At 66.1% G+C, this 23,122-nt stretch carries 17 protein-coding genes and 1 pseudogene; 15 read left to right on the top strand and 3 right to left on the bottom strand.

The window, feature by feature from the left end:
* Positions 1 to 15: 15 nt before the first annotated feature.
* The 7 genes and pseudogenes from CR918_RS08715 to CR918_RS08690 all read left to right on the top strand — a co-directional run bounded on the left by CR918_RS08715 (position 16) and on the right by CR918_RS08690 (position 11,822).
* Positions 16 to 2,148 carry an alpha-glucuronidase family glycosyl hydrolase gene (locus CR918_RS08715; RefSeq protein WP_099842481.1) on the top strand — a complete coding sequence of 711 codons (2,133 nt, stop codon included), beginning with the start codon at positions 16 to 18 and terminating at the stop codon, positions 2,146 to 2,148.
* Complete coding sequence (locus CR918_RS08710; RefSeq protein ID WP_099842480.1) at positions 2,145 to 4,127, top strand: sialate O-acetylesterase; 1,983 nt, start codon at positions 2,145 to 2,147, stop codon at positions 4,125 to 4,127. Before CR918_RS08715 ends, CR918_RS08710 begins: the two co-directional genes overlap by 4 nt.
* Complete coding sequence (locus CR918_RS08705; RefSeq protein WP_099842479.1) at positions 4,127 to 5,818, top strand: glycoside hydrolase family 43 protein; 1,692 nt, start codon at positions 4,127 to 4,129, stop codon at positions 5,816 to 5,818. Before CR918_RS08710 ends, CR918_RS08705 begins: the two co-directional genes overlap by 1 nt.
* A complete protein-coding gene (locus CR918_RS08700) occupies positions 5,815 to 8,487 on the top strand; it encodes a glycoside hydrolase family 3 protein (protein WP_099842478.1) in 2,673 nt (890 codons plus the stop codon). The genes CR918_RS08705 and CR918_RS08700 overlap by 4 nt, the downstream gene beginning before the upstream one ends.
* A 10-nt stretch (positions 8,488 to 8,497) precedes the next feature.
* A pseudogene (locus CR918_RS21295) lies at positions 8,498 to 9,970 on the top strand (MFS transporter); the annotation flags it as partial.
* Positions 9,944 to 10,960 carry a glycoside hydrolase family 43 protein gene (locus CR918_RS21290; protein ID WP_341476903.1) on the top strand — a complete coding sequence of 339 codons (1,017 nt, stop codon included), beginning with the start codon at positions 9,944 to 9,946 and terminating at the stop codon, positions 10,958 to 10,960. The pseudogene CR918_RS21295 and the gene CR918_RS21290, both read left to right, overlap by 27 nt.
* Positions 10,950 to 11,822 (top strand): aldose epimerase family protein, encoded by an 873-nt coding sequence (locus CR918_RS08690; protein WP_099842476.1) that lies wholly within the window; start codon positions 10,950 to 10,952, stop codon positions 11,820 to 11,822. The genes CR918_RS21290 and CR918_RS08690 overlap by 11 nt, the downstream gene beginning before the upstream one ends.
* A gap of 286 nt (positions 11,823 to 12,108) precedes the next feature.
* Here CR918_RS08690 and CR918_RS08685 read toward each other — a convergent pair whose 3' ends face one another.
* Positions 12,109 to 12,306 (bottom strand): hypothetical protein, encoded by a 198-nt coding sequence (locus CR918_RS08685; RefSeq protein ID WP_394195669.1) that lies wholly within the window; start codon positions 12,304 to 12,306, stop codon positions 12,109 to 12,111.
* A gap of 235 nt (positions 12,307 to 12,541) precedes the next feature.
* On the opposite strand from CR918_RS08685, the gene CR918_RS08680 reads away from it, so the two are divergent.
* Positions 12,542 to 13,594 (top strand): sensor domain-containing diguanylate cyclase, encoded by a 1,053-nt coding sequence (locus tag CR918_RS08680; RefSeq protein ID WP_099842475.1) that lies wholly within the window; start codon positions 12,542 to 12,544, stop codon positions 13,592 to 13,594.
* Between the two features lie 105 nt (positions 13,595 to 13,699).
* Here the strand turns inward: CR918_RS08680 and CR918_RS08675 are convergent, their stop codons facing one another.
* Positions 13,700 to 14,947: an arsenic transporter gene (locus tag CR918_RS08675; protein ID WP_059064178.1), complete on the bottom strand. Its 1,248-nt coding sequence runs from the start codon at positions 14,945 to 14,947 to the stop codon at positions 13,700 to 13,702.
* 451 nt (positions 14,948 to 15,398) lie between these two features.
* Here CR918_RS08675 and CR918_RS08670 point away from each other — a divergent pair, with 451 nt between their 5' ends.
* The 4 genes from CR918_RS08670 to CR918_RS21285 all read left to right on the top strand — a co-directional run bounded on the left by CR918_RS08670 (position 15,399) and on the right by CR918_RS21285 (position 19,791).
* Entirely contained in the window at positions 15,399 to 16,133 is a 735-nt protein-coding gene (locus CR918_RS08670; RefSeq protein ID WP_165780894.1) for a BPL-N domain-containing protein, read from the top strand.
* Between the two features lie 136 nt (positions 16,134 to 16,269).
* Complete coding sequence (locus CR918_RS08665; RefSeq protein ID WP_099842474.1) at positions 16,270 to 17,364, top strand: alpha/beta hydrolase; 1,095 nt, start codon at positions 16,270 to 16,272, stop codon at positions 17,362 to 17,364.
* Between the two features lie 217 nt (positions 17,365 to 17,581).
* Entirely contained in the window at positions 17,582 to 18,640 is a 1,059-nt protein-coding gene (locus CR918_RS08660; RefSeq protein WP_099842473.1) for an alpha/beta hydrolase, read from the top strand.
* Complete coding sequence (locus tag CR918_RS21285; RefSeq protein WP_051562422.1) at positions 18,637 to 19,791, top strand: (R)-mandelonitrile lyase; 1,155 nt, start codon at positions 18,637 to 18,639, stop codon at positions 19,789 to 19,791. Before CR918_RS08660 ends, CR918_RS21285 begins: the two co-directional genes overlap by 4 nt.
* 12 nt (positions 19,792 to 19,803) lie before the next feature.
* Here CR918_RS21285 and CR918_RS08650 read toward each other — a convergent pair whose 3' ends face one another.
* Positions 19,804 to 20,697: a LysR family transcriptional regulator gene (locus CR918_RS08650; protein ID WP_099842472.1), complete on the bottom strand. Its 894-nt coding sequence runs from the start codon at positions 20,695 to 20,697 to the stop codon at positions 19,804 to 19,806.
* A gap of 74 nt (positions 20,698 to 20,771) precedes the next feature.
* On the opposite strand from CR918_RS08650, the gene CR918_RS08645 reads away from it, so the two are divergent.
* The 3 genes from CR918_RS08645 to CR918_RS08635 all read left to right on the top strand — a co-directional run bounded on the left by CR918_RS08645 (position 20,772) and on the right by CR918_RS08635 (position 23,040).
* Positions 20,772 to 21,368, top strand: coding sequence for a flavodoxin (locus tag CR918_RS08645; RefSeq protein ID WP_099842471.1), 597 nt, complete (start codon positions 20,772 to 20,774; stop codon positions 21,366 to 21,368).
* Positions 21,369 to 21,378: 10 nt separating this feature from the next.
* Entirely contained in the window at positions 21,379 to 22,371 is a 993-nt protein-coding gene (locus CR918_RS08640) for an aldo/keto reductase (protein WP_099842470.1), read from the top strand.
* 144 nt (positions 22,372 to 22,515) lie between these two features.
* Positions 22,516 to 23,040, top strand: coding sequence for a DUF6622 family protein (locus CR918_RS08635; RefSeq protein WP_099842469.1), 525 nt, complete (start codon positions 22,516 to 22,518; stop codon positions 23,038 to 23,040).
* The last annotated feature ends 82 nt before the right edge of the window (positions 23,041 to 23,122 follow it).

Raw genomic sequence — 23,122 nt, 5'->3', positions numbered from 1 at the left:
GAGCGGTGTCATTGGATGTTCGCTGCCGTGCTGGCGCTGCTGGCGCTGCTGGCGCTGCTGGCCTGCATGGGCGACGCGCGCGCAGAGGACGGCCATGCCCTGTGGATGCGCTACGTTCCGCTCGAACCGGCCCTCGCTGCCGACTACCGCACCCGCCTGGGGCAGGTGGTGGCCCCTGATCACACAGCCACGCAGCGCGCCGCGCGCGATGAACTGCAGCGTGGACTGGCCGGGCTGCTCGGCAGCGCTCCGCAGTTGGCAGGTACGGCAGCCACCGGCCCCATGCTGGTGCTGGGTACGCCGCAGTCGTCGGCGTTGATCGCGCCGTTGCGTGCGCAGATGCAGCCGCTGGGCGAGGAAGGCTACCTGCTCAAGCGCACACGGGTAGGCGGGCGCGATGCGCTGCTGGTCGCCGCACCGCGGGATATCGGCGTGCTGTACGGGGTGTTCCACCTGCTGCGGCTGCTGCAGACGGGCGCGGCACTGGACGCTCTCGATGTGCGTCAATCGCCACGGCTCCGGCTGCGCGTGCTCAATCACTGGGACAACCTGGATGGCCATGTCGAACGTGGCTACGCAGGCCGTTCACTGTGGGACTGGCAGACGTTGCCGGAGTGGCGCGACCCGCGCTACACCGACTATGCACGCGCCAACGCATCCGTAGGCATCAACGGCACCGTGCTCAACAACGTGAATGCAAACGCACAGAGTCTTGCGCCGGACTATCTCGACAAAGCGGCGACACTGGCCGATCTGTTCCGGCCGTATGGCATCCGTGTCTACCTGAGTGCACGCTTCAGCGCACCCATCGAGCTGGGCGGGCTCGACACCGCCGATCCGCTCGACCCGGCCGTGCAACGCTGGTGGCGCGACAAAGCCGACCAGATCTACGCGCGCATTCCCGATTTCGGTGGCTTCCTGGTGAAGGCCAATTCGGAAGGGCAGCCCGGCCCGCAGGACTACGGCCGCTCGCACGCCGACGGCGCCAACCTGCTGGCCGATGCGCTGGCCCCGCACGGCGGCCTGGTGATGTGGCGCGCCTTCGTCTATGCGCACGACGTTCCTGCGGACCGCGCCACGCAGGCCTACAGCGAATTCGCCGGCCTGGAGGGTGCGTTCCGCCCGAACGTGGTGCTGCAGGTGAAGAACGGGCCCATCGACTTCCAGCCGCGTGAGCCGTTCCATCCGCTGTTCGGGGCCATGCCGCGCACGCCGCTGGTGATGGAAGTGCAGATCACCAAGGAGTACCTGGGCTTTGCCACGCATCTGGTTTACCTGGGGCCGTTGTACGAGGAAGTGCTGCGGGCCGACACCCGCACACGCGGCAAGGAGGCCACCGTGGCGCAGTCCCTGGCCGGCATGGCCGGGGTCGCCAACATCGGCACCGACCGCACCTGGAGTGGATCGCACTTCGACCAGGCCAACTGGTACGCCTTCGGCCGTCTTGCGTGGGATCCGCGGCAATCGGCCCAGGACATCGCGGCGGACTGGGCGGCGCTGACGTTCTCGGCCGATCCCGGCGTGGTGCGGCCCATCGTCGGGATGATGATGGCCTCGCGCGAGGCTGCGGTGAACTACATGACGCCGCTGGGCCTGCACCATCTGATGGCGCGGGGGCACCACTATGGTCCCGGTCCATGGGTCGATGGCGGCCCGCGCGCGGACTGGACGTCGGTGTACTACCACCGTGCGGATCACAACGGCATCGGCTTCGACCGCACCGCACGCGGCAGCAACGCCGTGGCCCAGTATTCCCCCGGCGTGGCCGAGCAGTATGGCGACCTGGCGCGGGTTCCGGAGCCGCTGCTGCTGTGGTTCCACCACGTGCCGTGGGGTCACCGCATGGCCTCTGGGCGGACGCTGTGGGACGAACTGGTCGGGCGCTACTCGCGGGGGGTACGGCAGGTGCAGGGCATGCAGGCCACCTGGGCGGGGCTGCAGGGCAAGGTGGATGCGCAACGGCATGCGCAGGTCACGGCCTTCCTGCGTATCCAGCAGCGCGAAGCACAGTGGTGGCGCGATGCCAGCGTGGCGTACTTCCAGTCGGTGAGCGGCAGACCGTTGCCCGCAGGCGAACCCGCGCCGCCGCATCCGCTGGCCTGGTACCAGGCCCTGCAGTTTCCCTCCGCGCCAGGAGATGGCCGATGAAGCCGACGTCGTGGGTGGGATGGCTGCTGCTGGTTGCCATGGGCGGCTGCGCCACGCGTGCAGCGGCACAGGAATCAACGATGGCGCTGCTGCATCCGCTGTTCCAGGATCACGCCGTGCTGCAGCGTGACCGGCCGATTCCGGTATGGGGCCAGGCCACGCCTGGCGCCTCGGTTTCCGTGGCGTTTGCAGGGCGCACTGTCAGCACGCACGCGGCTGGCGATGGCCGCTGGCACGCAACGCTACCGCCTGCCGCAGCCGGCGGACCTTACGAAATGTCGGTCCGGTCCGGGCATGCCAGCCAGATCGTGCGCGACGTGCAGATCGGCGATGTCTGGTTGTGTTCCGGGCAGTCGAACATGGAGCTTCCGGTGTGGCGCGCGCTCGATGCAGGCAGCGAGATCGCCTCCGCCACGGAACCGGGGATCCGCCTGTTCACCGTGCCGAAGGCGGCGGCGGTTTCACCACAGAGTGATTTTCCCGCGTCTGTGGCATGGCGCCCCGCCTCACCGGACACCGTGCGTGACTTTTCCGCCGCGTGTTTCTACTTTGCGCGTGAACTGCGCAAGAGCGTCGACGTTCCGATGGGGCTGATCCAGGCAGCGTGGGGCGGCTCGCGTATCGAGGCCTGGACCAGCAGCGATGCCCTGCGCATGCAGGGTGGCCTGGGCCCAGCGCTTGACGTGCTCGCGCTGTACGCGCGTGATCCGGCGGCGGCAAACGAACGTTGGGGCCAGCAGTGGCAACACTGGTGGACAACACGCGCCGATGCCGTCGCCGCCGATGCACCCTGGCAGCCAGGCAACGACAGCCGTGGATGGCAACGCGCACCCGCCACGCTCGGGGCGTGGGAGCGCTGGGGTGTGCCAGCGCTGGCCGGCTACAACGGCATGGTCTGGTACCGCACCCAGGTGACACTGAGCGCCGACCAGGCCGCCAAGCGCGCACAGCTTGAGCTCGGCCCCATCGACGAGACGGACATGACCTGGGTGAACGGCGTGGCCGTGGGCAGCCAGTACGGTGCGGGCGAGCGGCGAACCTATGCGCTGCCAGCCGGCTTGCTGAAAGCCGGCGCCAACACCGTGGTGATCAATGTGCTGGACACCTACGGTGAGGGTGGCCTTGCAGGGCCCGCGAGCGCGCACGCCATCGGCCTGGATGACGGTACGCGCATCGAGCTGGATGCCCGCTGGCAGTACCGGGTGGCGCCCGGCGCACAGGCGCCGCCGCTGGCACCGTGGCACGCCGCCACGGGACTGTCGACGCTGTACAACGGCATGATCGCGCCGCTGGGTGCCTATGGCCTGCGCGGCATGCCGTGGTACCAGGGTGAATCCAACACCGGCGACGCAACGGCATACCTCGCACGCCTGCGCAGCCTGCGCGACGACTGGCGGGGGCGGTTCGGCGCGCACACGCCGCTGCTGCTGGTGCAGCTGGCCGGCTATGGCCAGCCACCCGTGGCGCCGGTTGAAAGTGGCTGGGCGCAGGTGCGCGAGGCGCAGCGGCTCGCTGCGGCGGAAGACCCGCGCACCGGGCTGGCCGTGGCCATCGACATCGGCGATGCCTACGACATCCACCCGCCGAACAAGCAGGAACTGGGCCGGCGGCTGGCGCGGGCAGCGCGCCATGTGGTCTATGGCGAGCGCAGCCTGGCGCCCGCCGGCCCAACTGCACACACGGCATCGGCCACGCGCGCCGGCGTGCGTATCCGCTTCAACGGGGTCACCGGCACCTTGGTCACGACCGGCGCGAACGGCCCCATCGGCTTCGAGCTGTGCGACGCCGATGCGCACCACTGCCGCTACGCCGACGCGGTGCTGCACGGGCACGACGTCGTGCTGCGCAGCCCACTGGCTTACGCGGGCGGGCGCGTGCGCTACTGCTGGGCCGATGGCCCGGTGTGCACCCTGCGCGACAGCAGTGGGGCGCCCGCCGGCCCGTTCGAGCTTTCCATCACCCCTGCGGAGGTTCCCTGATGCGTCTGCTGCTGGCTCCAGTACTCATGTTGATGTCGTTCCTGCCGCAGGCGTGGGCAGCGCCGCCCGCGCCGCCGGTCTACTTCGACTGGTTCGAGTACAGCGGTCGCGACGCGGCCTTCGATGCGCCGTTGCCGGCCGGGCACTATCGCAACCCGATCCTTGCCGGGTTCCATGCCGACCCCAGCATCGTCGCCGCAAACGGGCGCTTCTATCTGGTCAATTCCAGCTTCACCTACTTCCCGGGCATCCCGGTGTTCGAAAGCGTGGACCTGGTGCACTGGAAGCAGATCGGCAATGTGATCGACCGACCGTCGCAGCTGGACTTCGACGGACTGGGCGTGTCGCGCGGCATCTTCGCACCGGCCATCAGTTACCACCACGGCATGTTCTACGTGGTCACCACGGCCGTCGACAGCGGCGGCAACTTCATCGCTACCGCCCGTGATCCTGCCGGTCCCTGGTCCGACCCGCACTGGCTGCCTGGCATCGATGGGATCGATCCGTCATTGTTCTTCGACAGCGACGGCACCGTGTATCTGCTCAACAACGATGTACCGCCCGGCCCGCCACGTTACGAGGGCCACCGTGCCATCTGGATGCAGCAGATGGATCTGGCGACCTTCACCCCGGTAGGCCCTCGCAAGGTGTTGATCGACGGCGGGGTGGAGCCGGCCAGGAACCCGATCTGGATCGAGGGGCCGCACATCTACCAACGCGATGGCTGGTACTACCTCTCCGACGCGGAAGGCGGCACCGGGCCGCAACATTCGCAGGTGGTGCTGCGCAGCCGTGATGTGTGGGGGCCCTACGTGCCGTATGCGGGCAATCCGATTCTCACCCAGCGTGACCTGCCTGCCGACAGGCCGTTGCCGATCACCAATGCCGGACATGCGGATCTGGTGGAGGGGCCGGACGGCTCATGGTGGGCGGTGTTCCTTGCCAGCCGCAACTACGACACGCGCCACTACAACACCGGGCGCGAGACCTATCTGCTGCCGGTGCAATGGCGTGACGGCTGGCCGGTGATCCTGCCGGCCAACCAGGTCATTCCGTATGCGGCCAGAGCGCCCTCCTGGATGCAGGGCGAAGCGTCGCAGGCGCCGTCCACCGGCAATTTCACCGATCGTGACGAATTCGATGCGCCGGCACTCGGCAGCGGCTGGCTGCGCGTGCGCATCCCCAGGCAGTCGTGGGCGGACCTGCGCGAGCGACCGGGGGCCTTGGCCATCCATCCGCTGGCGGAGAACCTGGACACGCTGCGCAACCCCGCGTTCCTCGGCCGGCGCCAGCAGCACCTGCGCTTCGAATCCAGCACGGCCATGACCCGGCCGGCGGCGGACGTGGCCGCAGGCCTGGCAGCTTTCCAGAGCGAGACCCACTGGTATTTCCTTGGCGTGCGCAGCCTCGGCGGTGAGCGCGTGGCGGTCTTCCTGGAAGCGCGCGACGGCGGCGGTGTCACCCGCACCCTGGCAACGCGCCAGGCAACGGCAGCGACGTCGCTGCGCCTGAAGATCGCCGGTGACGAAGGCCGCTATGCGTTCGCCTTCGACAGCGGCGACGGGCGTGGCTGGCAGACACTGGCCGATGACGTGGACGGAACGGTGTTGAGTACGGATCGTGCAGGCGGCTTCGTCGGCGCCCTGCTGGGACCATTCGCGCGCGACGAGCGTGCATTGAGGAGCAAATGATGACGCGCACTCCCATCTTCCGCACGCTGGCCCTGTGCGCTGCCATCGCGCTGGCGGGCACGGGTTACGCAGCCGAGCCCGCGCCCTGGCTCGACACCTCGGCCAGCTTCGAAAACCGCGCCGCTGCCCTGGTCGCACGGATGACCCTGGAGGAGAAGGCAGCGCAGATGCAGAACGCCGCGCCCGCGATCGAGCGCCTGGGCGTTCCCGCCTACGACTGGTGGAACGAAGGCCTGCATGGCGTGGCGCGGGCAGGGCAGGCCACCGTGTTTCCGCAGGCCATCGGCCTGGCGGCCACCTTCGATGTGCCGCTGATGGGGCAGGTGGCCAGCACCATCAGCGACGAAGCCCGTGCCAAGCATCACCAGTTCCTCCGTGAAGGTTCGCATGGCCGCTACCAGGGGCTGACCTACTGGTCGCCGAACATCAACATCTTCCGCGACCCGCGATGGGGCCGTGGCCAGGAAACCTACGGCGAGGACCCGTACCTCACCGCCCGCATGGGCGTGGCCTTCGTGCACGGCCTGCAGGGCGATGACCCGGTGTACCGCAAGCTCGACGCCACCGCCAAGCACCTGGCCGTGCACAGTGGCCCCGAGGCCGACCGCCACCACTTCGATGCGCGCCCGAGCAAGCGCGACCTGTACGACACCTACCTGCCCGCGTTCGAGGCGCTGGTGAAAGAGGGGCAGGTGGACGCGGTGATGGGCGCCTACAACCGGGTGTACGGCGAGTCCGCCAGCGCCAGCCGGTTCCTGCTGCGCGACGTGCTGCGCCGTGACTGGGGCTTCAAGGGCTACGTGGTGTCCGACTGCTGGGCCATCGTCGACATCTGGAAACATCACCGGATCGTTCCCAGCCGCGAGGCGGCTGCCGCGTTGGCGGTCCGCAACGGCACCGAACTGGAGTGCGGCCAGGAGTACGCCACGCTGCCGGCGGCAGTACGGCAGGGCCTGATCAGCGAGGCGGAGATCGACGATGCGGTGACCCGCCTGTTTGCCGCGCGGATGCGGCTGGGCATGTTCGACCCACCCGAGCGCGTGCGCTGGGCGCAGATTCCCGCGTCGGTCAACCAGGCTCCGGCGCATGATGCGCTGGCCCTGAAGGCCGCCCAGGAATCGCTGGTGCTGCTGAAGAACGATGGCGTGCTGCCGCTGTCCCGCAACCTGAAGCGCATCGCCGTGATCGGCCCCACGGCCGATGACACCATGGCACTGCTCGGCAACTACTTCGGCACCCCGGCCGCGCCGGTCACCCTCCTGCAGGGCATCCGCGATGCCGCCAAGGGAATCGAGGTGAGCTACGCACGCGGCGTGGACCTGGTTGAAGGGCGCGACGATCCCAGCGCTACACCCTTGATCGAAGCGACCTACCTGCGCCCGTCGGCTGACTCCCCGGAGCGCGGGCTGCGCGGCGAGTACTTCCGTACCGCCGATCTTTCCGGCACTCCGGCCCTGGTCCGCACCGATGCCCAGATCGGATTCCGCTGGGATCGGGGCTCCCCGACCGACAACCTGCTGGCCCGTGGTGAAGCCGCACCGGGGCAGGGCATCCCCAGCGATGGTTTCAGCATCCGCTGGACTGGCCAGTTGCTGCCGCCCGTCTCGGGGCGCTACCGGATCGAGGCGGCCGCCGACGATGGTTTCCGCCTCTACGTGGACGGCAAGCGGGTGCTCGACCACTGGGCCAACAGTGATCGCCTGCACGGCGATGGCGTGGAACTGGACCTGCAGGCCGGCCGCGCCTATGACCTGAGGCTTGAGTACTTCGACGCCGAGCGCGATGCCGGCGTCCGCCTGGGGTGGCGCATGCCCGGTGCCAAGCCGCCGTTCGAAGCGGCGCTGGAGGCCGCGCGCAACGCCGATGTGGTGGTGTTCGTGGGCGGCCTCACCGGCGACGTCGAAGGCGAAGAGATGAAGGTCAACTACCCGGGCTTCGCTGGCGGTGACCGTACCGACCTGCGCCTGCCCGCGCCCCAGCGCTCGCTGCTGGAAGCGCTGCATGCCACCGGCAAACCGGTGGTGATGGTCCTCACCGGCGGCTCTGCCATGGCGGTGGACTGGGCGCAGCAGAATCTGTCCGCCATCCTGATGAGCTGGTATCCCGGGCAACGCGGCGGCACTGCCGTCGGCCAGGCGCTGTTCGGTGACGTCAATCCGGGCGGGCGCCTGCCGGTGACCTTCTACAAGGCGGACGAGGCGATGCCGGCCTTTGACGACTACACGATGGAAGGACGCACCTACCGCTACTTCCTCGGTACCCCGCTGTATCCGTTCGGGCACGGGCTGTCGTACACCCGCTTCGACTACGGCAGGCTGCAGCTCGATTCAACGCGCATCGCCAACGACGGGACACTCAAGGTGCAGGTCGAGATCGCCAACACGGGCAAGCGCGCCGGCGACGAAGTGGTCCAGCTGTATGTGCGACGGCTGCAGGCCGGGCCTGGCGACGCACGCCAGACATTGCGCGGCTTCCAGCGTGTGCACCTGGCCGCAGGCGAGCGGCGCACCGTGGTGTTCGACCTGGAAGCGCAGCAGGCCCTGCGCCACTATGACGACGCGCGCGGGGGCTATGCCGTGCCGGCGGGCGCGTACGAGGCATGGGTGGGCAGCTCCAGCGCCGACATCCGCGCGAAGGCCGGGTTCACCGTGGAGACCAACCGTGACTGATGCGCGCCGCATGGAAAGCACCGGGCACACGCTGTCCATCCGGGAGAAGCTCGGCTACAGCCTGGGCGACCTGGCCGCCAACCTGATCTTCCAGACGCTGATCACCTACCTCGCGTTCTTCTACACCGATGTGTACCGGCTGCCGCCCGCCACGGCCGCCACGATCATCTTCGTGATCGGCGTGCTCGGTGCCTTCGTGTTCACCCCGTTGATCGGCATCGCCGCCGATCGCACGGTCAGCCGCTGGGGCAAGTTCCGGCCGTGGATCCTGTGGACGGCGATTCCCTTCGGGCTGCTGTCACTGCTGGCCTTCAGCACCCCCGACCTGGCGCCGCGCGCCAAGGTCGTCTACGCCCTGGCCACGTACGGCCTGTTGATGCTCGTGTATGCGGCCAACAATCTGCCGTACTCGGCACTCAGTGGCGTGCTCACCGGCAGCATGGCCCAGCGCAACAGCCTGTCGGCCTACCGCTTCGTGGCGGTGATGATCGCGCAGTTCATCATCCAGGTCCTGCTGCTGCCGCTGGTGCTGATCCTCGGCGACGGCGACCGGGTGCTGGGCTTCGAGCGGGTCATGACGGTATTTGCGGTGGTGGGAACGGTGTTCTTCCTGATCACCTTCGCCACCACGCGCGAGCGCATCGTACCGGCGAAGGAACAGACTGCCGGGGTGCTGCAGGACCTGTCCGACCTGCTGCGCAACCGCCCGTGGAAGGTGATGCTGGCGCTGACCATCCTGGTCTTCATCAACCTGTCGCTGAAGGGCGGCACCTACGTCTACTACTTCCAGTACTACATGAGCGAGGCCGCCCTGGCGGGCTTTCTCGACACCTCCGGCTTCAACCGCTTCATCGGCGCCGTCAACGCGGCACTCAACGGCCTGGGCCTGGCCGGCTTTGCCTGGCCGAAGGATCCGGCAACATCGGCCTTCAGCCTGTTCAACGCCTGCGGCATCGTCTGCATGATCCTGGGCATCGGCGTATCGCGCCGCCTGGCCGACCGTTTCGGCAAGCGTGATGTCTTTGGCGGTGCCTTGCTGGTGTCCACCGTGTTCCTGCTGGTGTTCTATTTCTTCCCGCCCACGGCGGTTGCCGTGGCCTTCGCTGCCTTCATGCTGCACGGGTTCTGCTACGGCATCACCATCCCGCTGCTGTGGGCGATGATCGCCGACGTCGCCGACTACTCCGAATGGAAGAACCATCGCCGTGCCACCGCCATCGTCTTCTCGGCGATGCTGTGTGGCCTGAAGATCGGGCTCAGCATCGGTGGCGCGCTGGTCGCCGGCATCCTCGCCCATCACGGCTACCAGGCAGGCGCACCGCAACAGCCCGAAGCCGTGGTGGATGGTATCCGCCTGACGGTGAGTGTGTACTGCTCCCTGCCGTTCCTGGCTGCAGTAGCGCTGCTTTTCCTCTACGAGATCAACAAGCGCATGGAGACCCGCATCGAGCAGGACCTGCAGTCGCGGCGCCAGGGCAGCGATCTGCAGCAACTGGCAGCACACGCCATCTCCCAGCCCCTGGTAAGCCACATCTACACGGCCGACCCTTCGGCCCATGTGTTCGAGGGACGGCTGTACATCTATCCATCGCACGACATCGACAGCGGCGCCCCCTTCGACGATGAGGGCGGCCACTTCGGCATGCAGGACTACCACGTGCTGCGGATGGACACACCGGAGGGCGAGGCCACCGACTGCGGCGTGGCGCTGCATGTGCGCGACGTGCCCTGGGCCAGCCAGCAGATGTGGGCACCGGATGCCGCCTCCCGCGATGGCCGCTATTACCTGTACTTCCCGGCCAAGGACGACCACGGCATGTTCCGCATCGGCGTTGCGGCGGCGGATCGGCCGGAGGGCCCGTTCACTCCAGAACCCGAACCCATCAAGGGCGCGTACTCGATCGACCCGGCCGTGTTCGAGGACGACGACGGCACGCACTACCTCTGTTTCGGTGGCATCTGGGGTGGCCAGCTGCAGAAGTACCGCGACAACCGCTACGACCCGGCGCATGAAGAACCTGCCGGCGAGGCGCCGGCACTGGGCCCGCGTATCGGGCGACTGGATGCCGGCATGACCCGGCTTGCCGAACCCACCCGGGAGATCGTCATCCTGGACGAGCACGGGCAGCCGCTGCGCGCCGACGACCATGCCCGTCGCTTCTTCGAAGGACCGTGGCTGCACAAACACCAGGGCCGGTATTACCTGTCGTACTCCACTGGTGATACGCACCTGCTGTGCTATGCCACCAGCGACAGCCCGTACGGGCCGTTCACCTATCGCGGCGTGATCCTCACCCCCGTGGTGGGCTGGACCACCCATCACTCCATCTGTGCGTTCCAGGGGCGGTGGTACTTGTTCTATCACGACGCGTTGCTGTCCGGCGGGGTCACCCACCTGCGTTCGGTCAAGTGCACACCGCTGCACATGGAAGCAGACGGCAGCATCCGGACGATCCATCCCTATGGCACCTGAGCCGACTTTGCCCATGGATGATGCGCAGGCGGCGCTGCCTGCCGGCCCACTGCACTGGTTGCGCGCAGGCAGGCTGGAGGTCGCGCTCGCACCGGAAGCCGGTGGGCGCATCGCCCAACTACGCTGTGACGGTGTGGACTGGCTCGTCAGCGAACATGAAGTAGGGCAGGCGGGCATTGCGTGGGGGTGCTATCCCATGCTGCCCTGGGCCGGGCGCATCCGGCACGGGCGCTTCGCCTTCGACGGCAGGCCCTATCAGTTGCCGGTGAACTTCGGAATGCACGCCATCCATGGCGTCGGCTTCTCACGGCCCTGGCGCATCGACCGCCTTGAACCGGACGGCGCCTCGCTGTCGCTGGACCTGCCTGAGGACGCCTATTGGCCCTTCGGAGGCAAGGCATTGCAGCATCTCCTCGTGCAACCCGACCGCCTGAAGCTGCGCCTCGCAGTGCAGGCCGGTGCCATGGCAATGCCAGCCGTGCTTGGCTGGCATCCCTGGTTCCGCAAGCCGGATCGACTGCTGTTCGCACCCAGCGCGATGTACCCGCGCGACGGGGAGGGCATCGCCACCTTGCCCTGCGTGCAGCCAACGCAGGGGCCGTGGGATGACTGCTTCATCAACCAGGCCGAAGTGACGCTGGTTGCCGCCGGCCAGCGGCTGCGGCTGAGCGCCGACACCGATCACTGGGTGGTCTATGACGGGGCAGCGCACGCCACCTGCGTGGAGCCGCAGACCGGACCACCCGACGGATTCACGCTGGCGCCGACCCGGTTGCAGCCGGGACAACAGCTGGAACTGAACTTCGAACTGCGTTGGGAGATCGGCAACGATGGCGATCTCGCTGGCGTCGACGCCAGCTGATTACCTGTCCACAGCAGAACCCAAGAACTCCCCACGGCTGTTCCACCGCATCGAATGCCTGCCGGCCCTTCTGCTTTTCGCTTTCGCCGGGCATGGCCCGGCGCTACCCATCTTCGCTTTCGCCGGGCATGGCCCGGCGTCACCCATGCGTCGCGTCCGGTAGTGCCGGCCGCTGGCCGGCAACACGCGATCCGGCGCGCGCTTACAGCGCGCTCTGCGGGCGCACCTTCAGCAAGGAGGTACGCCATGTCGCGTGGCACGCACCGTTGGCTTCAATTGGCCGTGCCTACCCGGTCGGATCGGGATCAGGCCGTTCGTAGTCGTCGGGCGTAGCTTTGGGGTCATCACCATCATCGGGCATGTCGTGCTCCTTCCATGTCGCTTTGTCATTCCTGAGCCTGTCCGGGGTATGGCTCTTCGACGCATCGTCCGCGTCGGCGCCAGGGTTGAAAGGCAGGTCATCCCGCAGCTTCTTCTCGTTCACTGGAGTGTGCTCCTCGGGCGTGTTGACCAGCCTCTGCCAGTGAGCGTTAACGCTGCAACACAGACGGATGAAGGGCCGCCGCACGGCCCATCAACCCATGTGTGCAGCCTCGGCATGCGGCTGCGATGCAGCGCGCCTTGCCTCATTGACCTGTCGTTGACGCACAGATGTCAGACTCGCGCACAAAGGGGTGTCCGGGTGAATTGCAGGGGAGTGATCATCAGGAGAGCTGGCAATGCCGTTTCTCACTGACTCAACAGAAGTCGCCGTCGAGGGCGTCGGTGCAGCCCGGCGCATCGGCTGGATGCGCTTCGTGGGGAACGGCTTGGGCGCGCTTCCAATTGCCTCGATCATTCTGGAGCGTCAGGCGGATGCTGCCCCCTGGGTGCTGCTGTTGCTCAACGCCCTCGCATGGCCGGCGCTGGCGATGCTCCTGACACGTCGCGCCCGTGAGCCTGCAGCAGCGCAGTTCCGCTGCATGATCGTCGACTCTCTTTTTGGAGGCGCATGGATCGCCTTCATGGCCCTCAGCACGGTGCCCAGTGCGTTGTTTGCCGCGCTACTGGTGGCCGACAAGATCGCCGCCGGCGGCATCCGCCTGGCAACGAGGGCAACCCTGGCCCTGGTGGTCGGGTTCGCCGCCACCTGGCTTGCCCTGGGCCTGCCTTATCAACCCATCACCTCGCAGCGCACGGTTGTCCTCAGCCTGCCTTTCCTGTTCGTCTACGGCATCGGGTTGAGCGTGCTGAGCTGGCGGCTGGCGCGCCGGGTGAAATCACAGAATCGCCAACTGCAGCGCCTGAGCCGGATGGATCCGTTGGTTGAGCTGGCCAACCGCGGCTTCCTGATCCAGCGCGCCCAGCAGGTGCTGCAGACGGGGCAGCACCACGGCGGCGACGCGTGCCTGCTGATGCTTGATGTTGATGATTTCAAGCGGATCAATGACTCGCATGGCCATCGTGCCGGCGATGAGGTGCTTCGCCGCATCGCGGTAGTGCTGCGTCAGCTAGCCCAGCCGGGTGACATGCCAGCGCGTCTGGGCGGTGATGAGTTCGCCGTCCTGCTGCGCCAGCGGATACCGGCAGAGGCCATGGATGTGGCCGAGCAGATAAGGCACTACCTGCAGGAGCCGGGTGCCCCTGAAACAGCCGATATCCAGTTCAGCGTCAGTATCGGCATCGCCGCAGCGGCTGGCACGGGCAGCGCAGAAGATTGGTTGGCGAAGGCGGACAAGGCGCTCTATCACGCAAAACGGCACGGCAAGAACACCGCCAGCTACGCCGAGTAATCTGCACCGGGGCGGTGTACTGACCAGGTGTCTGTGAGGTAGTTGCCGATCCTGGGCGCTGCGCTGGTCGCGATAGACGCGCCTGGCGTTCCAGCCCGCGCCTGATCAGAGCAGCAGCAACGCCCCGATCAGCGCGGGCGGCATCACCAGCGCGCCGACACGCAGGAAGTCGAGCGCGCTGACATGCTCGCCTTCGCGGCGTAGCGCCACCAGCCACAGCATGGTAGCCAGCGAGCCGGTCACCGACAGGTTCGGGCCCAGGTCCACGCCGATCAGCAACGCCGCGCGCGTCTGCGCCGGCAGTTCGGCCATCTGGCCCAGCGAGCCCGCCGCCAGGCCCACCGGCAGATTGTTGGCCACGTTGCTGAGCAGTGCGGCTGCGCCTCCGGCCAGCCAGCCCGCCTGATGCGGCGAGGTCTGCGCCAACGCCTGCAGGTTGCTGGCCGCTGTCTGGATGACACCGGTCTGCGAAACCGCTTCAACCAGCACGAACAGGCCGGCCACCAGCGGCAGCACGCCCCAGGAGACGTGGCGCAACAGCGGCAGCGGGCTGCGGCGCTGGCGGATCGCCACCACCGCTACGCTCAGCGCGCCCGCACAGAACGTTGTCAGGCCCAATGGGCCGTTCAGTGCGGAGGTCACCAGCAGCACGGTGCCGGTGAACAACACACCCAGCGCACTCAGGCGGCCACCCTCGGTAAGCGGGCGATGCTCGGGCGATGCCGCCAACGGCTGGGCGATCTCGCGGCGATGCACCCAGCGCAGCACCAGATACGTGGCACCGATCGCGGCCAGCGAAGGCAGCGCGAACTGCGCCAGCCACTGCAGCAGCGGCGGCATGTGGTTGCCGTACACCACCAGGTTGGCCGGGTTGGAAATAGGCAGCACGAAGCTCGCCGCATTGGCGATGAACGCGCAGACAAACAGATAGGGCAGGGGGTTGGTGCGGGCCGCCTTGCACGCCGCATAGACCGCGGGCGTCAGCACCACCGCCGTGGCATCGTTGGACAGGAACACCGTCACCACCGTGCCGACCAGGAACACCAGGTCGAACAACCGCCGCCCCGAGCCGCCCGCATGCCGTACCGCATACAGCGCCAGCCAGTCGAACAGGCCCTCGCGCCGCGCCAGCTCGGCCAGCACCATCATGCCGACCAGGAACAGGTAGACATCCCGGCCTTCGGCAACCGCATGCCAGGTCGTGCCGAGCGACACCGCCCCAAGCAGCGGAAGCAGCGCGGCCGCGCCCAGCGCCCACACGTACTCCGGAATGCGGAACGGCCGGAACAGCAGGCCGACGGTGGCAACGGCCACGGCCGCCCAGATGATGAAGGGGGAACAGGAAGCGAGCATGGAGTGGGTGGGGTCTCAGCTGCACCGGCGCGAGCCAACAGCAACGCGCGCTAGAGCGATGGCAAGTGCGAGAAAGTCGGCATCATACCGTGCCGGCTGCAGTGCCGGCCCCGCCAGCAAAGGGCTGTATCAGAACCCGACGTGCGCCCGATTGAAGGCGCATGCCATTGATCGTGACGCGTCACGGTAATATCGATTCCGGACATCCGCATCGCAAGGGTAGTGCCGGCCGCTGGCCGGCAAGACGCCAAGTGGCGCCGCCTCAACTACGGCTCGGTGGCCGCTACAAATGTCGGTGGAACAGGGACGCAGTGGACATGCTCCCGCATCATTCTGTGTCCATTTGATTCAGAGCAAATTCACCCGCAATGCAGCGTAATCCGGCCACCCGCCACCGCTCTTGGCCACCGTCGTATGCAGATGACTTCAGTGATTCACAGGAGATCTTCCGGTGGCTAAATACCTGTGGGCAGGAATACTCCTGACATCACTGCTCCCGGTTTCGGGCGCGGCGTTATCCTCGACTCTTCCTCGTATCGCAGTCTATCGTGGCGATGCGGGATGCGATGACTGCTCTGAGACCGTTCGACGCTCGATCGAAAAATCGGGAAAGTACCAGGTGGAATACGTCGGGTCGGATGAGCCGCTGGATGTTACATCTGAAAATCTGAAGCGCTTCGATCTCTACATTCAACCTGGTGGAGGCCAGAATATTCCAGCTGCTCTTCGTGCTCTAGGCAAGCAGCGTTCGAACGCCATCAGGGAGTACGTCGATCAGGGCGGCCACTACCTTGGCTTATGCATGGGCGCGTATCTGGCGGACGCGAACAATCTAGCGCTGATTGACGAGGAGTTGGATAGTGCCGTCAACCGTCCTGGCTTCCCAGTGCATTCGATTGTCGACGATTCCGTTGCCGTGGAGTGGCTTGGGCATCAAGATCAAATATTCTTCCAGGACGGCCCCTATTTCCCTGAATCTCCCTCTCCTGGGTTCAAGGCGCTTGGGCACTACAAGAATGGCGATGTAAGCGCCGCCGCGTACCGCTATGGTTCGGGAAAAGTTGTTCTGACGGGTCCGCACCCTGAGGCCAGCCGAGCGTGGTTTGAACAAGCCGAAATTCCAGTCAACCAAATGCCAAGATCTGACGTGATGGGCAACATTCTGGCCGAGGCCCTGGCGCGATAGCGCTCATCACTCACACTCACTGCAACACGATGGACGTGCATATATATCCTGCATGCATTGGTCATATGCACTCCCGCGCTTCTTCCAGGATGGCCCGGAGGGTAGATTCCCCTGACAATCTGTCACGGAGTGACCCATGCAGACTCGCACGCGCCTTCGCACTCTGGTGCCCAGCTTCCCCTCCACACTGCTCTGGATAGCGGTCTCCCTCTGCGCCACGACCGCCATGGCCAACGAGCCACTGCAGATCGATTCGCAAGGCAGCTTCCTCGCTGGGGGCACGACCAAGAAGGAGTCTGGCACGTTCGATCCGTTGAAGCCCTCCAATCCGGATGGCCAGAGCTATCACGGCGATCACGTCTATGCCTTCTACCAGAAGCCGGTGAACGCGCGCACGTTGCCCATCGTGATGTGGCACGGTGCGGGCCAGTCTTCCAAGAGCTGGGAGACGACGGCCGATGGGCGTGAGGGCTTCCAGAACCTGTTCCTGCGTCGTCGTTTCGCTACCTACCTGATCGATCAACCACGGCGCGGCAAGGCCGGCCGAAGCATGGTCGAGGCGACGCTGAAGCCCGTGGCAGACGATCAGATGTGGTTCAACCAGTTTCGAATCGGCCTCTGGCCAAACTACTTCGCTGGCAGCCAGTTCCCGAAAGGGGAGGCCGCGCTTGACCAGTTCTTCCGTTCGGTCACGCCCAACACCGGCCCCTTCGACCTCGGCGTAGTGTCGGACGGGGTAGCCGCCGTGCTGCAGAAGACAGGGCCTGCGATCCTGTTTACCCATTCGCAGGCGGGTGGTCCTGGCTGGATGACGGCCATAAAAAGCCCCAACGTCCGCGCGATCGTCGCGTTCGAGCCTGGCAGCAGCTTCGTGTTCGCAAAGGACGATGCGCCGGCACCGATTCCCAGCGCGTTCGATACCGTCGCTCCCGCGCTGGTTTCGCCCGCGGAATTCAAGGCGCTGACCCGGATCCCGATTCTGGTGCTGTATGGCGACAACATCCCTGACAAGCCCGTTGACCTGCCGGCGCAGGACAGTTGGCGGGCCCGGTTGGAAATGGCCCGCGCCTGGCGTGATGCCGTCAATCGGCAGGGCGGTGATGTCACCCTGATCCATCTGCCGGAGATGGGAATCCGTGGCAACAGCCACTTCCTGTTCTCAGACCTCAACAACGTCCAGATCGCCGATCTTGTGAGTGAGTTCCTGCAGAAGAAGCATCTGGATCGTTGAGCCGGACCGCGCCCGTGCATGGATCGCGCCATGGAGTGTGGCGTCCTGGATGCTGCGCCGCTCGCCAATTCGTCATTCATATCATGCATGCATGAGTGATATCCGGCTGATGCTCTGTTTCCATGAGTGCACGGACGTTAGGTTTACTCCTGAACCCCGCCAACGTCGGCCCGCAACACGCGCCGTCAGGGGTAACGTACAAACCCGGAGCACTTGAATGAAGCACATCGTGCACGCCACGCTGTTGGCGATGTCTCTCGGCTTGGCAGCAGGCAACGCCTCCGCTGCCGACTACACGCTCAACCCCTTCCAACTGGCCTACGAAGGTGCGATCACGCGCAATGTGCCCAGTGAGGTCAACATTCACTCGGTGTCCTATCCGCTGAATGGAATCGAGATCGCGGCAAACTTCTACACGCCCGCCAATTTTGATGCCTCGCGGAAGTACCCGACCATCGTGGTTGCCCACCCCAATGGCGGGGTCAAAGAGCAGGTGGCCGGCCTGTACGCGCAACGCCTGGCCCAGCAGGGCTACATCGCCATTACCGCCGATGCGGCCTATCAGGGGGCAAGCGGTGGCCAGCCGCGCAGCGTGGACATGCCTTCCCACCGCATCGAGGACATCCACGGCATGGCGGACTTCATCAGTCGATTCCCCTGGGTGGACACCTCGCGCCTGGGCTTGCTCGGCATCTGTGGTGGCGGCGGCTACTCGCTGGCGGCCGCGCAGACCGACAAGCGCTTCAAGGCCGTCGCCACGATCAGCATGTTCAACTCTGGCCGAGTTCGCCGCAACGGTTATGCCGACTCGCAGCTGGACACCGTCCAGCAGCGCCTGCAGCAGGCTTCGCAGGCGCGCGCACAGCAGGCCGCCGGCGGCGAAGTGCTGTACTCCGGCGATGCCAACCTCAGCGACGAGCAGATCGCCAAGCTCCCCTTCGATCTGTATCGGCAGGGCTATGAGTACTACTGGAAGACGCATGCCCATCCCAATTCCACCTTCCGGTACACGACCAGCAGCCTGCTGGACCTGATGCGCTGGGACGCCACCAACCAGATCGAGCTGATCAACCAACCGCTGCTGATGATTGCCGGCAGCAAGGCGGACAGCCTTTACATGACCCAGGATGCCTTCGCCAAAGCAACCGGTACCATCGACAAGCAGCTGGTGCTGCTGGAGGGGGCCACGCACATCGAGACCTACTGGGTGCCGAAGTACGTGGATGCTGCCGTCGCCTCGCTCACCACGTTCTACACCCGGACGCTTGCACCATGACCACGCCTCGTAAATCACCCGCGCAGACGGCGCTGCTGGGCGCTGCATTGAGCGTGGCGGCACCGTTCGCCGGCGCCGGCGAAATGCCCATGCAGCAGATCACCCGGTCGGGAACACAATCGTCCGTTGCCGGTCCAGCAGAGACCTTCGTTGGCAAAGTACGCGTGGATCCGCTGTTCCCAGCGGACAAGGACGTGCAGGTCTCATCCGCATACGTCAGCTTCGAGCCGGGCGCGCGTTCGGCCTGGCACACCCATCCCGCCGGGCAGCGATTGGTGGTTACCTCCGGCGTTGGGCTGACCCAGGAATGGGGCAAGCCGGTGCAGCAGATACACGCCGGGGATGTGGTGGTGTGTCCGGCCGGGGTCAAGCATTGGCACGGCGCCGCGCCGCACAGCGCGATGACCCATCTCGCGGTAACCGGTGTGACCGATGGAAAATCGGTGGCCTGGCTGGAGCAGGTGAGTGATGACCAGTACCGCCAAGCGTCAGCAGGCATCGAGGCGCCCGTTGCCGGGCCGCTTTCGCCCAGGCAGCAGGCGATCCCGCTGATTGCGGCCGCTGCGGCCAGCAGTGACATGCCCCAGCTCAACGCCGCGTTGGTCCGGGGGCTGGATGCCGGCCTGACCGTGAGCGAGGCAAAGGAAGTGCTCGTGCAGCTGTATGCCTATGCGGGGTTCCCAAAGAGCCTCAACGCCTTGGGCGAACTGATGAACGTGGTGCGCAAACGCGAGGAGCAGGGTATCGCCACCGCACCCGGGAAGCCGCCCGCCGGGAAGGCCCCGGTAGGCGATGCACTGCGCGCCGTGGGTACCGCAAACCAGACGCGGATCTCCGGTGCCCCGGTGGCTGGCCCGGTCATGGACTTCGCGCCCATCATCAACCAGTTCCTGCAGACACATCTGTTCGGCGACATCTTCGAGCGCGACAACCTGGACTGGCAGAGCCGTGAACTTGCGACGGTTGGCGCGCTGGCGGCCATGCCTGGCGTGGAGGCGCAGTTGCGCTCGCACATGGCGGCCAGCCAGCGCGTGGGCCTCAGCCGCGCACAGTTGCAGCACCTGGCCCAGTTGCTCGCACATAGCGGATATGCGGCCGCATCTGACCGCGCAGTGCAGGCACTGGAACAGACCCCGGCACCTTCGCCATGACCGTGCCGCCGTTCAATCCCGATAGCGCAACGCATCACGCAGCACGGTGAACGCAGGCGATGACTGCCTGCGGCTGGGGTAATACAGGTGGTAGCCGGGGAAGGAGGGGCACCAGTCCTGCAGCACGTGGACCAGGGTGCCTGCCTGCACATGGGGGCGCACCAGATCCTCGGGCATGTACGCCAGCCCCAGGCCTTCCAGCGCAGCTCCCAGCCGCAGGGCGATGTTGTTGAACACCAACTGGCCTTCCACGCGTACTTTCAGCTCCTGGCCTTTCTTCTCGAACTCCCACGCGAAAATGCCACCGTGGGTCGGCAGGCGGATGGTGATGCAGTTGTGCCGGGTCAGGTCGTGCGGTGATTTCGGCTTCGGATGGCGCTGGAAATAGACGGGCGATCCGACCACGGCCATGCGCAGGTCGGGCCCAACACGCACGGCAATCATGTCCTTGGCCACCTGCTCACCCATGCGGATACCGGCGTCGAAGCCCTCGGCCACGATGTCGGTCAGCCCGTAGTCGACAATCACCTCGATGTTCAGGTCGGGATTGGCCGGCAGCAGCTTGCCCAGTACCGGCTGCATCACGGTGAGCGCAGCGTGCTCACCTGCAGTGATGCGGAGGCGACCGGCGGGTTTGTCGCGGTACGCGTTGAGCTGGGCAAGCTCGCTATCGATCTCCTCGAAGCGCGGTGCAATCACCCGCAGCAACTGCTCTCCGGCCTCGGTCGGCGAAACGCTGCGGGTGGTCCGCGCAAGCAGGCGTACGCCCAGGCGTTCTTCCAGCTGGCGCATCGATCGGCTGAGGGCGGGTTGGGACATACCCAGCTGGGCAGCAGCCCGGGTAAAACTGCGTTCCCGCGCCACCAGCGCGAACATGGCCAGCTGATCGTAATTCTCGACGCTCATTGATGCGCACCGGATATAAGCGATATCCGATTATGCCTCTGCAAGAATGTGTTTTGGGGGCGTAGATTGGCGCCATGACGATTCCAACCCCCAACCCTGGTCGCCGGGCAGTCGTCGCTGCCTTGGCTTCACTGCCGCTGGGATGTTCGGCCGCAGCGCCGCAGGAAGGCACGGCCGCTGGTCGATCAGGCGCACGGACAGTGGTTGCCTGCTTCTCACGTTCGGGCAACACCCGGGTGGTTGCCGGGCTCATTCATCGCAGCATGCCCAGCGACCTGTTCCAGGTAGCGCCTGCCATCGACTACCCGGCGGACTATCTTGAAACGGTAGCCAAGGCGCGACAGGAGCGCGACGACGGGGTAGAGCCTGCACTGCGCACCCGCATTGTCGACATTGATCGCTATGACACCGTGTACCTGGGCTTTCCAATCTGGGGCGAGACCGCGCCGCCGATCATTCGATCGCTGTTGTCGCAGCACGACATGAGTGGCAAGACCATCGTGCCGTTCATCACCCATGGCGGCTACGGCGTGGGCAGCAGCCTGCGCGTGCTCGCCCGCCATGCGCCCAACGCACGCATCCTGGAGGCATTCGTGATGCAGGCCGACCAGGAGCGCAAAACCATGGAGAGCGTCAACGCCTGGTTGGCCACTCCGCACACTGCCCGATGAGGATTCAACCATGAAGTTCCGTACCCTTGGACAAGGCCTTGAAGTTTCCGCCCTCGGCCTGGGCTGCATGGGCATGAGTTCGGCATATGGCCCGGCCGCCGACAAGCAGGAGATGATCGCGCTGATCCGCACGGCGGTGGAGCGCGGCATCACCCACTTCGACACGGCCGAAGCCTACGGCCCCTTTGCCAACGAAGAACTGGTGGGCGAGGCACTGGCACCCGTTCGCGACCAGGTGGTGATCGCCACCAAGTTCGGCTTCGACATCGACCCGGTCACCGGTGCCCGCGGCGCAGGCACCAACAGCCAGCCTGCACACATCCGGGCAGCTGTCGAAGCCAGCCTGAAGCGGCTGCGCACCGAGCGCATCGACCTGCTGTACCAGCACCGTGTTGACCCGGCGGTGCCCATCGAAGAGGTTGCCGATACCGTGAAGGCGCTCATTGCAGAGGGCAAGGTCGCGCATTTCGGCCTGTCCGAAGCGGGTGCGCAGACAATCCGCAGGGCGCATGCAGTGCAGCCGCTGACGGCTGTGCAGAGCGAGTACTCACTGTTCTGGCGTGAGCCCGAAGCAGAGCTGCTTCCCCTTCTTGAGGAACTGGGCATTGGCTTCGTACCCTTCAGCCCGCTGGGTGCGGGCTTCCTGACGGGAAAGATCGACGAGCACACGCAGTTCGATGCAACGGATTTCCGCAATGCGGTGCCGCGCTTCTCCGCCGAATCACGCCGGGCCAACATGGCGTTGGTGGACGTGGTGAAGGCGATGGCTGCAGGGAAGGGCGCCACGCCGGCCCAGGTCGCTTTGGCTTGGCTGCTGGCACAGCGACCGTGGATTTCGCCGATCCCGGGCACGACCAAGCGCCATCGGCTGGATGAGAATCTGGGCGCAGTGGATCTGGTGCTGGATAAGGACGACCTGGCGAAAATCGATAACGAAATGGCGCAGATCAGCATCAGTGGCGCACGTCTGCCGGAGGCCGCATTGAAGATGACCGGCAAGTAGGCATTCCTGCATCGCCTTGCAGCCGCACAGAGGACAGGGTGCAGGCCGTATCGCTGACACCTGTCACTTGTCCGGGCAATGCGTACCGCCAATAGTGAGCGCCACCGCCGCCTGCATGGCCGGCACTCACCGAAAGGACCTCCCGTGAACCTGCTGCAGCAACTCCTCTGGCAGACCCCCATCTGGGTCTGGGTGCTTCTGGCGTTCCTGGTCTCGCGCGGCATCGCGGCCATGCGGCCGGGGCAGACCTCGCTGCGGAAGCTGGCCATCGTGCCGGCGCTGTTCAGCGCCTGGGGCATCTGGTCGATCAGCCACCGCTATGGCGGCTTGCCGTTGGCGTGGGGCGAATGGCTGGCCGGCATCTGCGCGGGCGCAGCAGTGGGCTGGCTGCTGCTGCGCCGGGCAACGCTGACCGTAGACGCCTCCACGGGCATGCTGTGGCGCAGTGCCGACTACAGCCTGCTGCCACTGCTGCTGGTCACTTTCGTCATCAAGTACGGTTTTGAAACGGCGCTCGCCGTGGCGCCCGGCCTGAGCAGCAACGCGGGTTTCAGCGCCGCCTATCTCCTGCTGTCTGGCGGATTCACCGGCATCTTCATCGGCAAGTACTGTCGCTATCTGGCGGCGTCGCGCCGGGCAACGCCCAGCGGGATGCAGCCTGCGGGCTGAGTCCAGCCCAGGATGAGGGGGCGGTGCACGCGCTTCGGTCGTGCCCTCACCACATTCACCTCGCAGCAGCGAAAATGCAGCC

The organism is Stenotrophomonas indicatrix, assembly GCF_002750975.1.
GTDB classification, from domain to species: Bacteria; Pseudomonadota; Gammaproteobacteria; order Xanthomonadales; family Xanthomonadaceae; genus Stenotrophomonas; species Stenotrophomonas indicatrix.
This window is presented reverse-complemented; position numbering and strand designations above follow the sequence as displayed.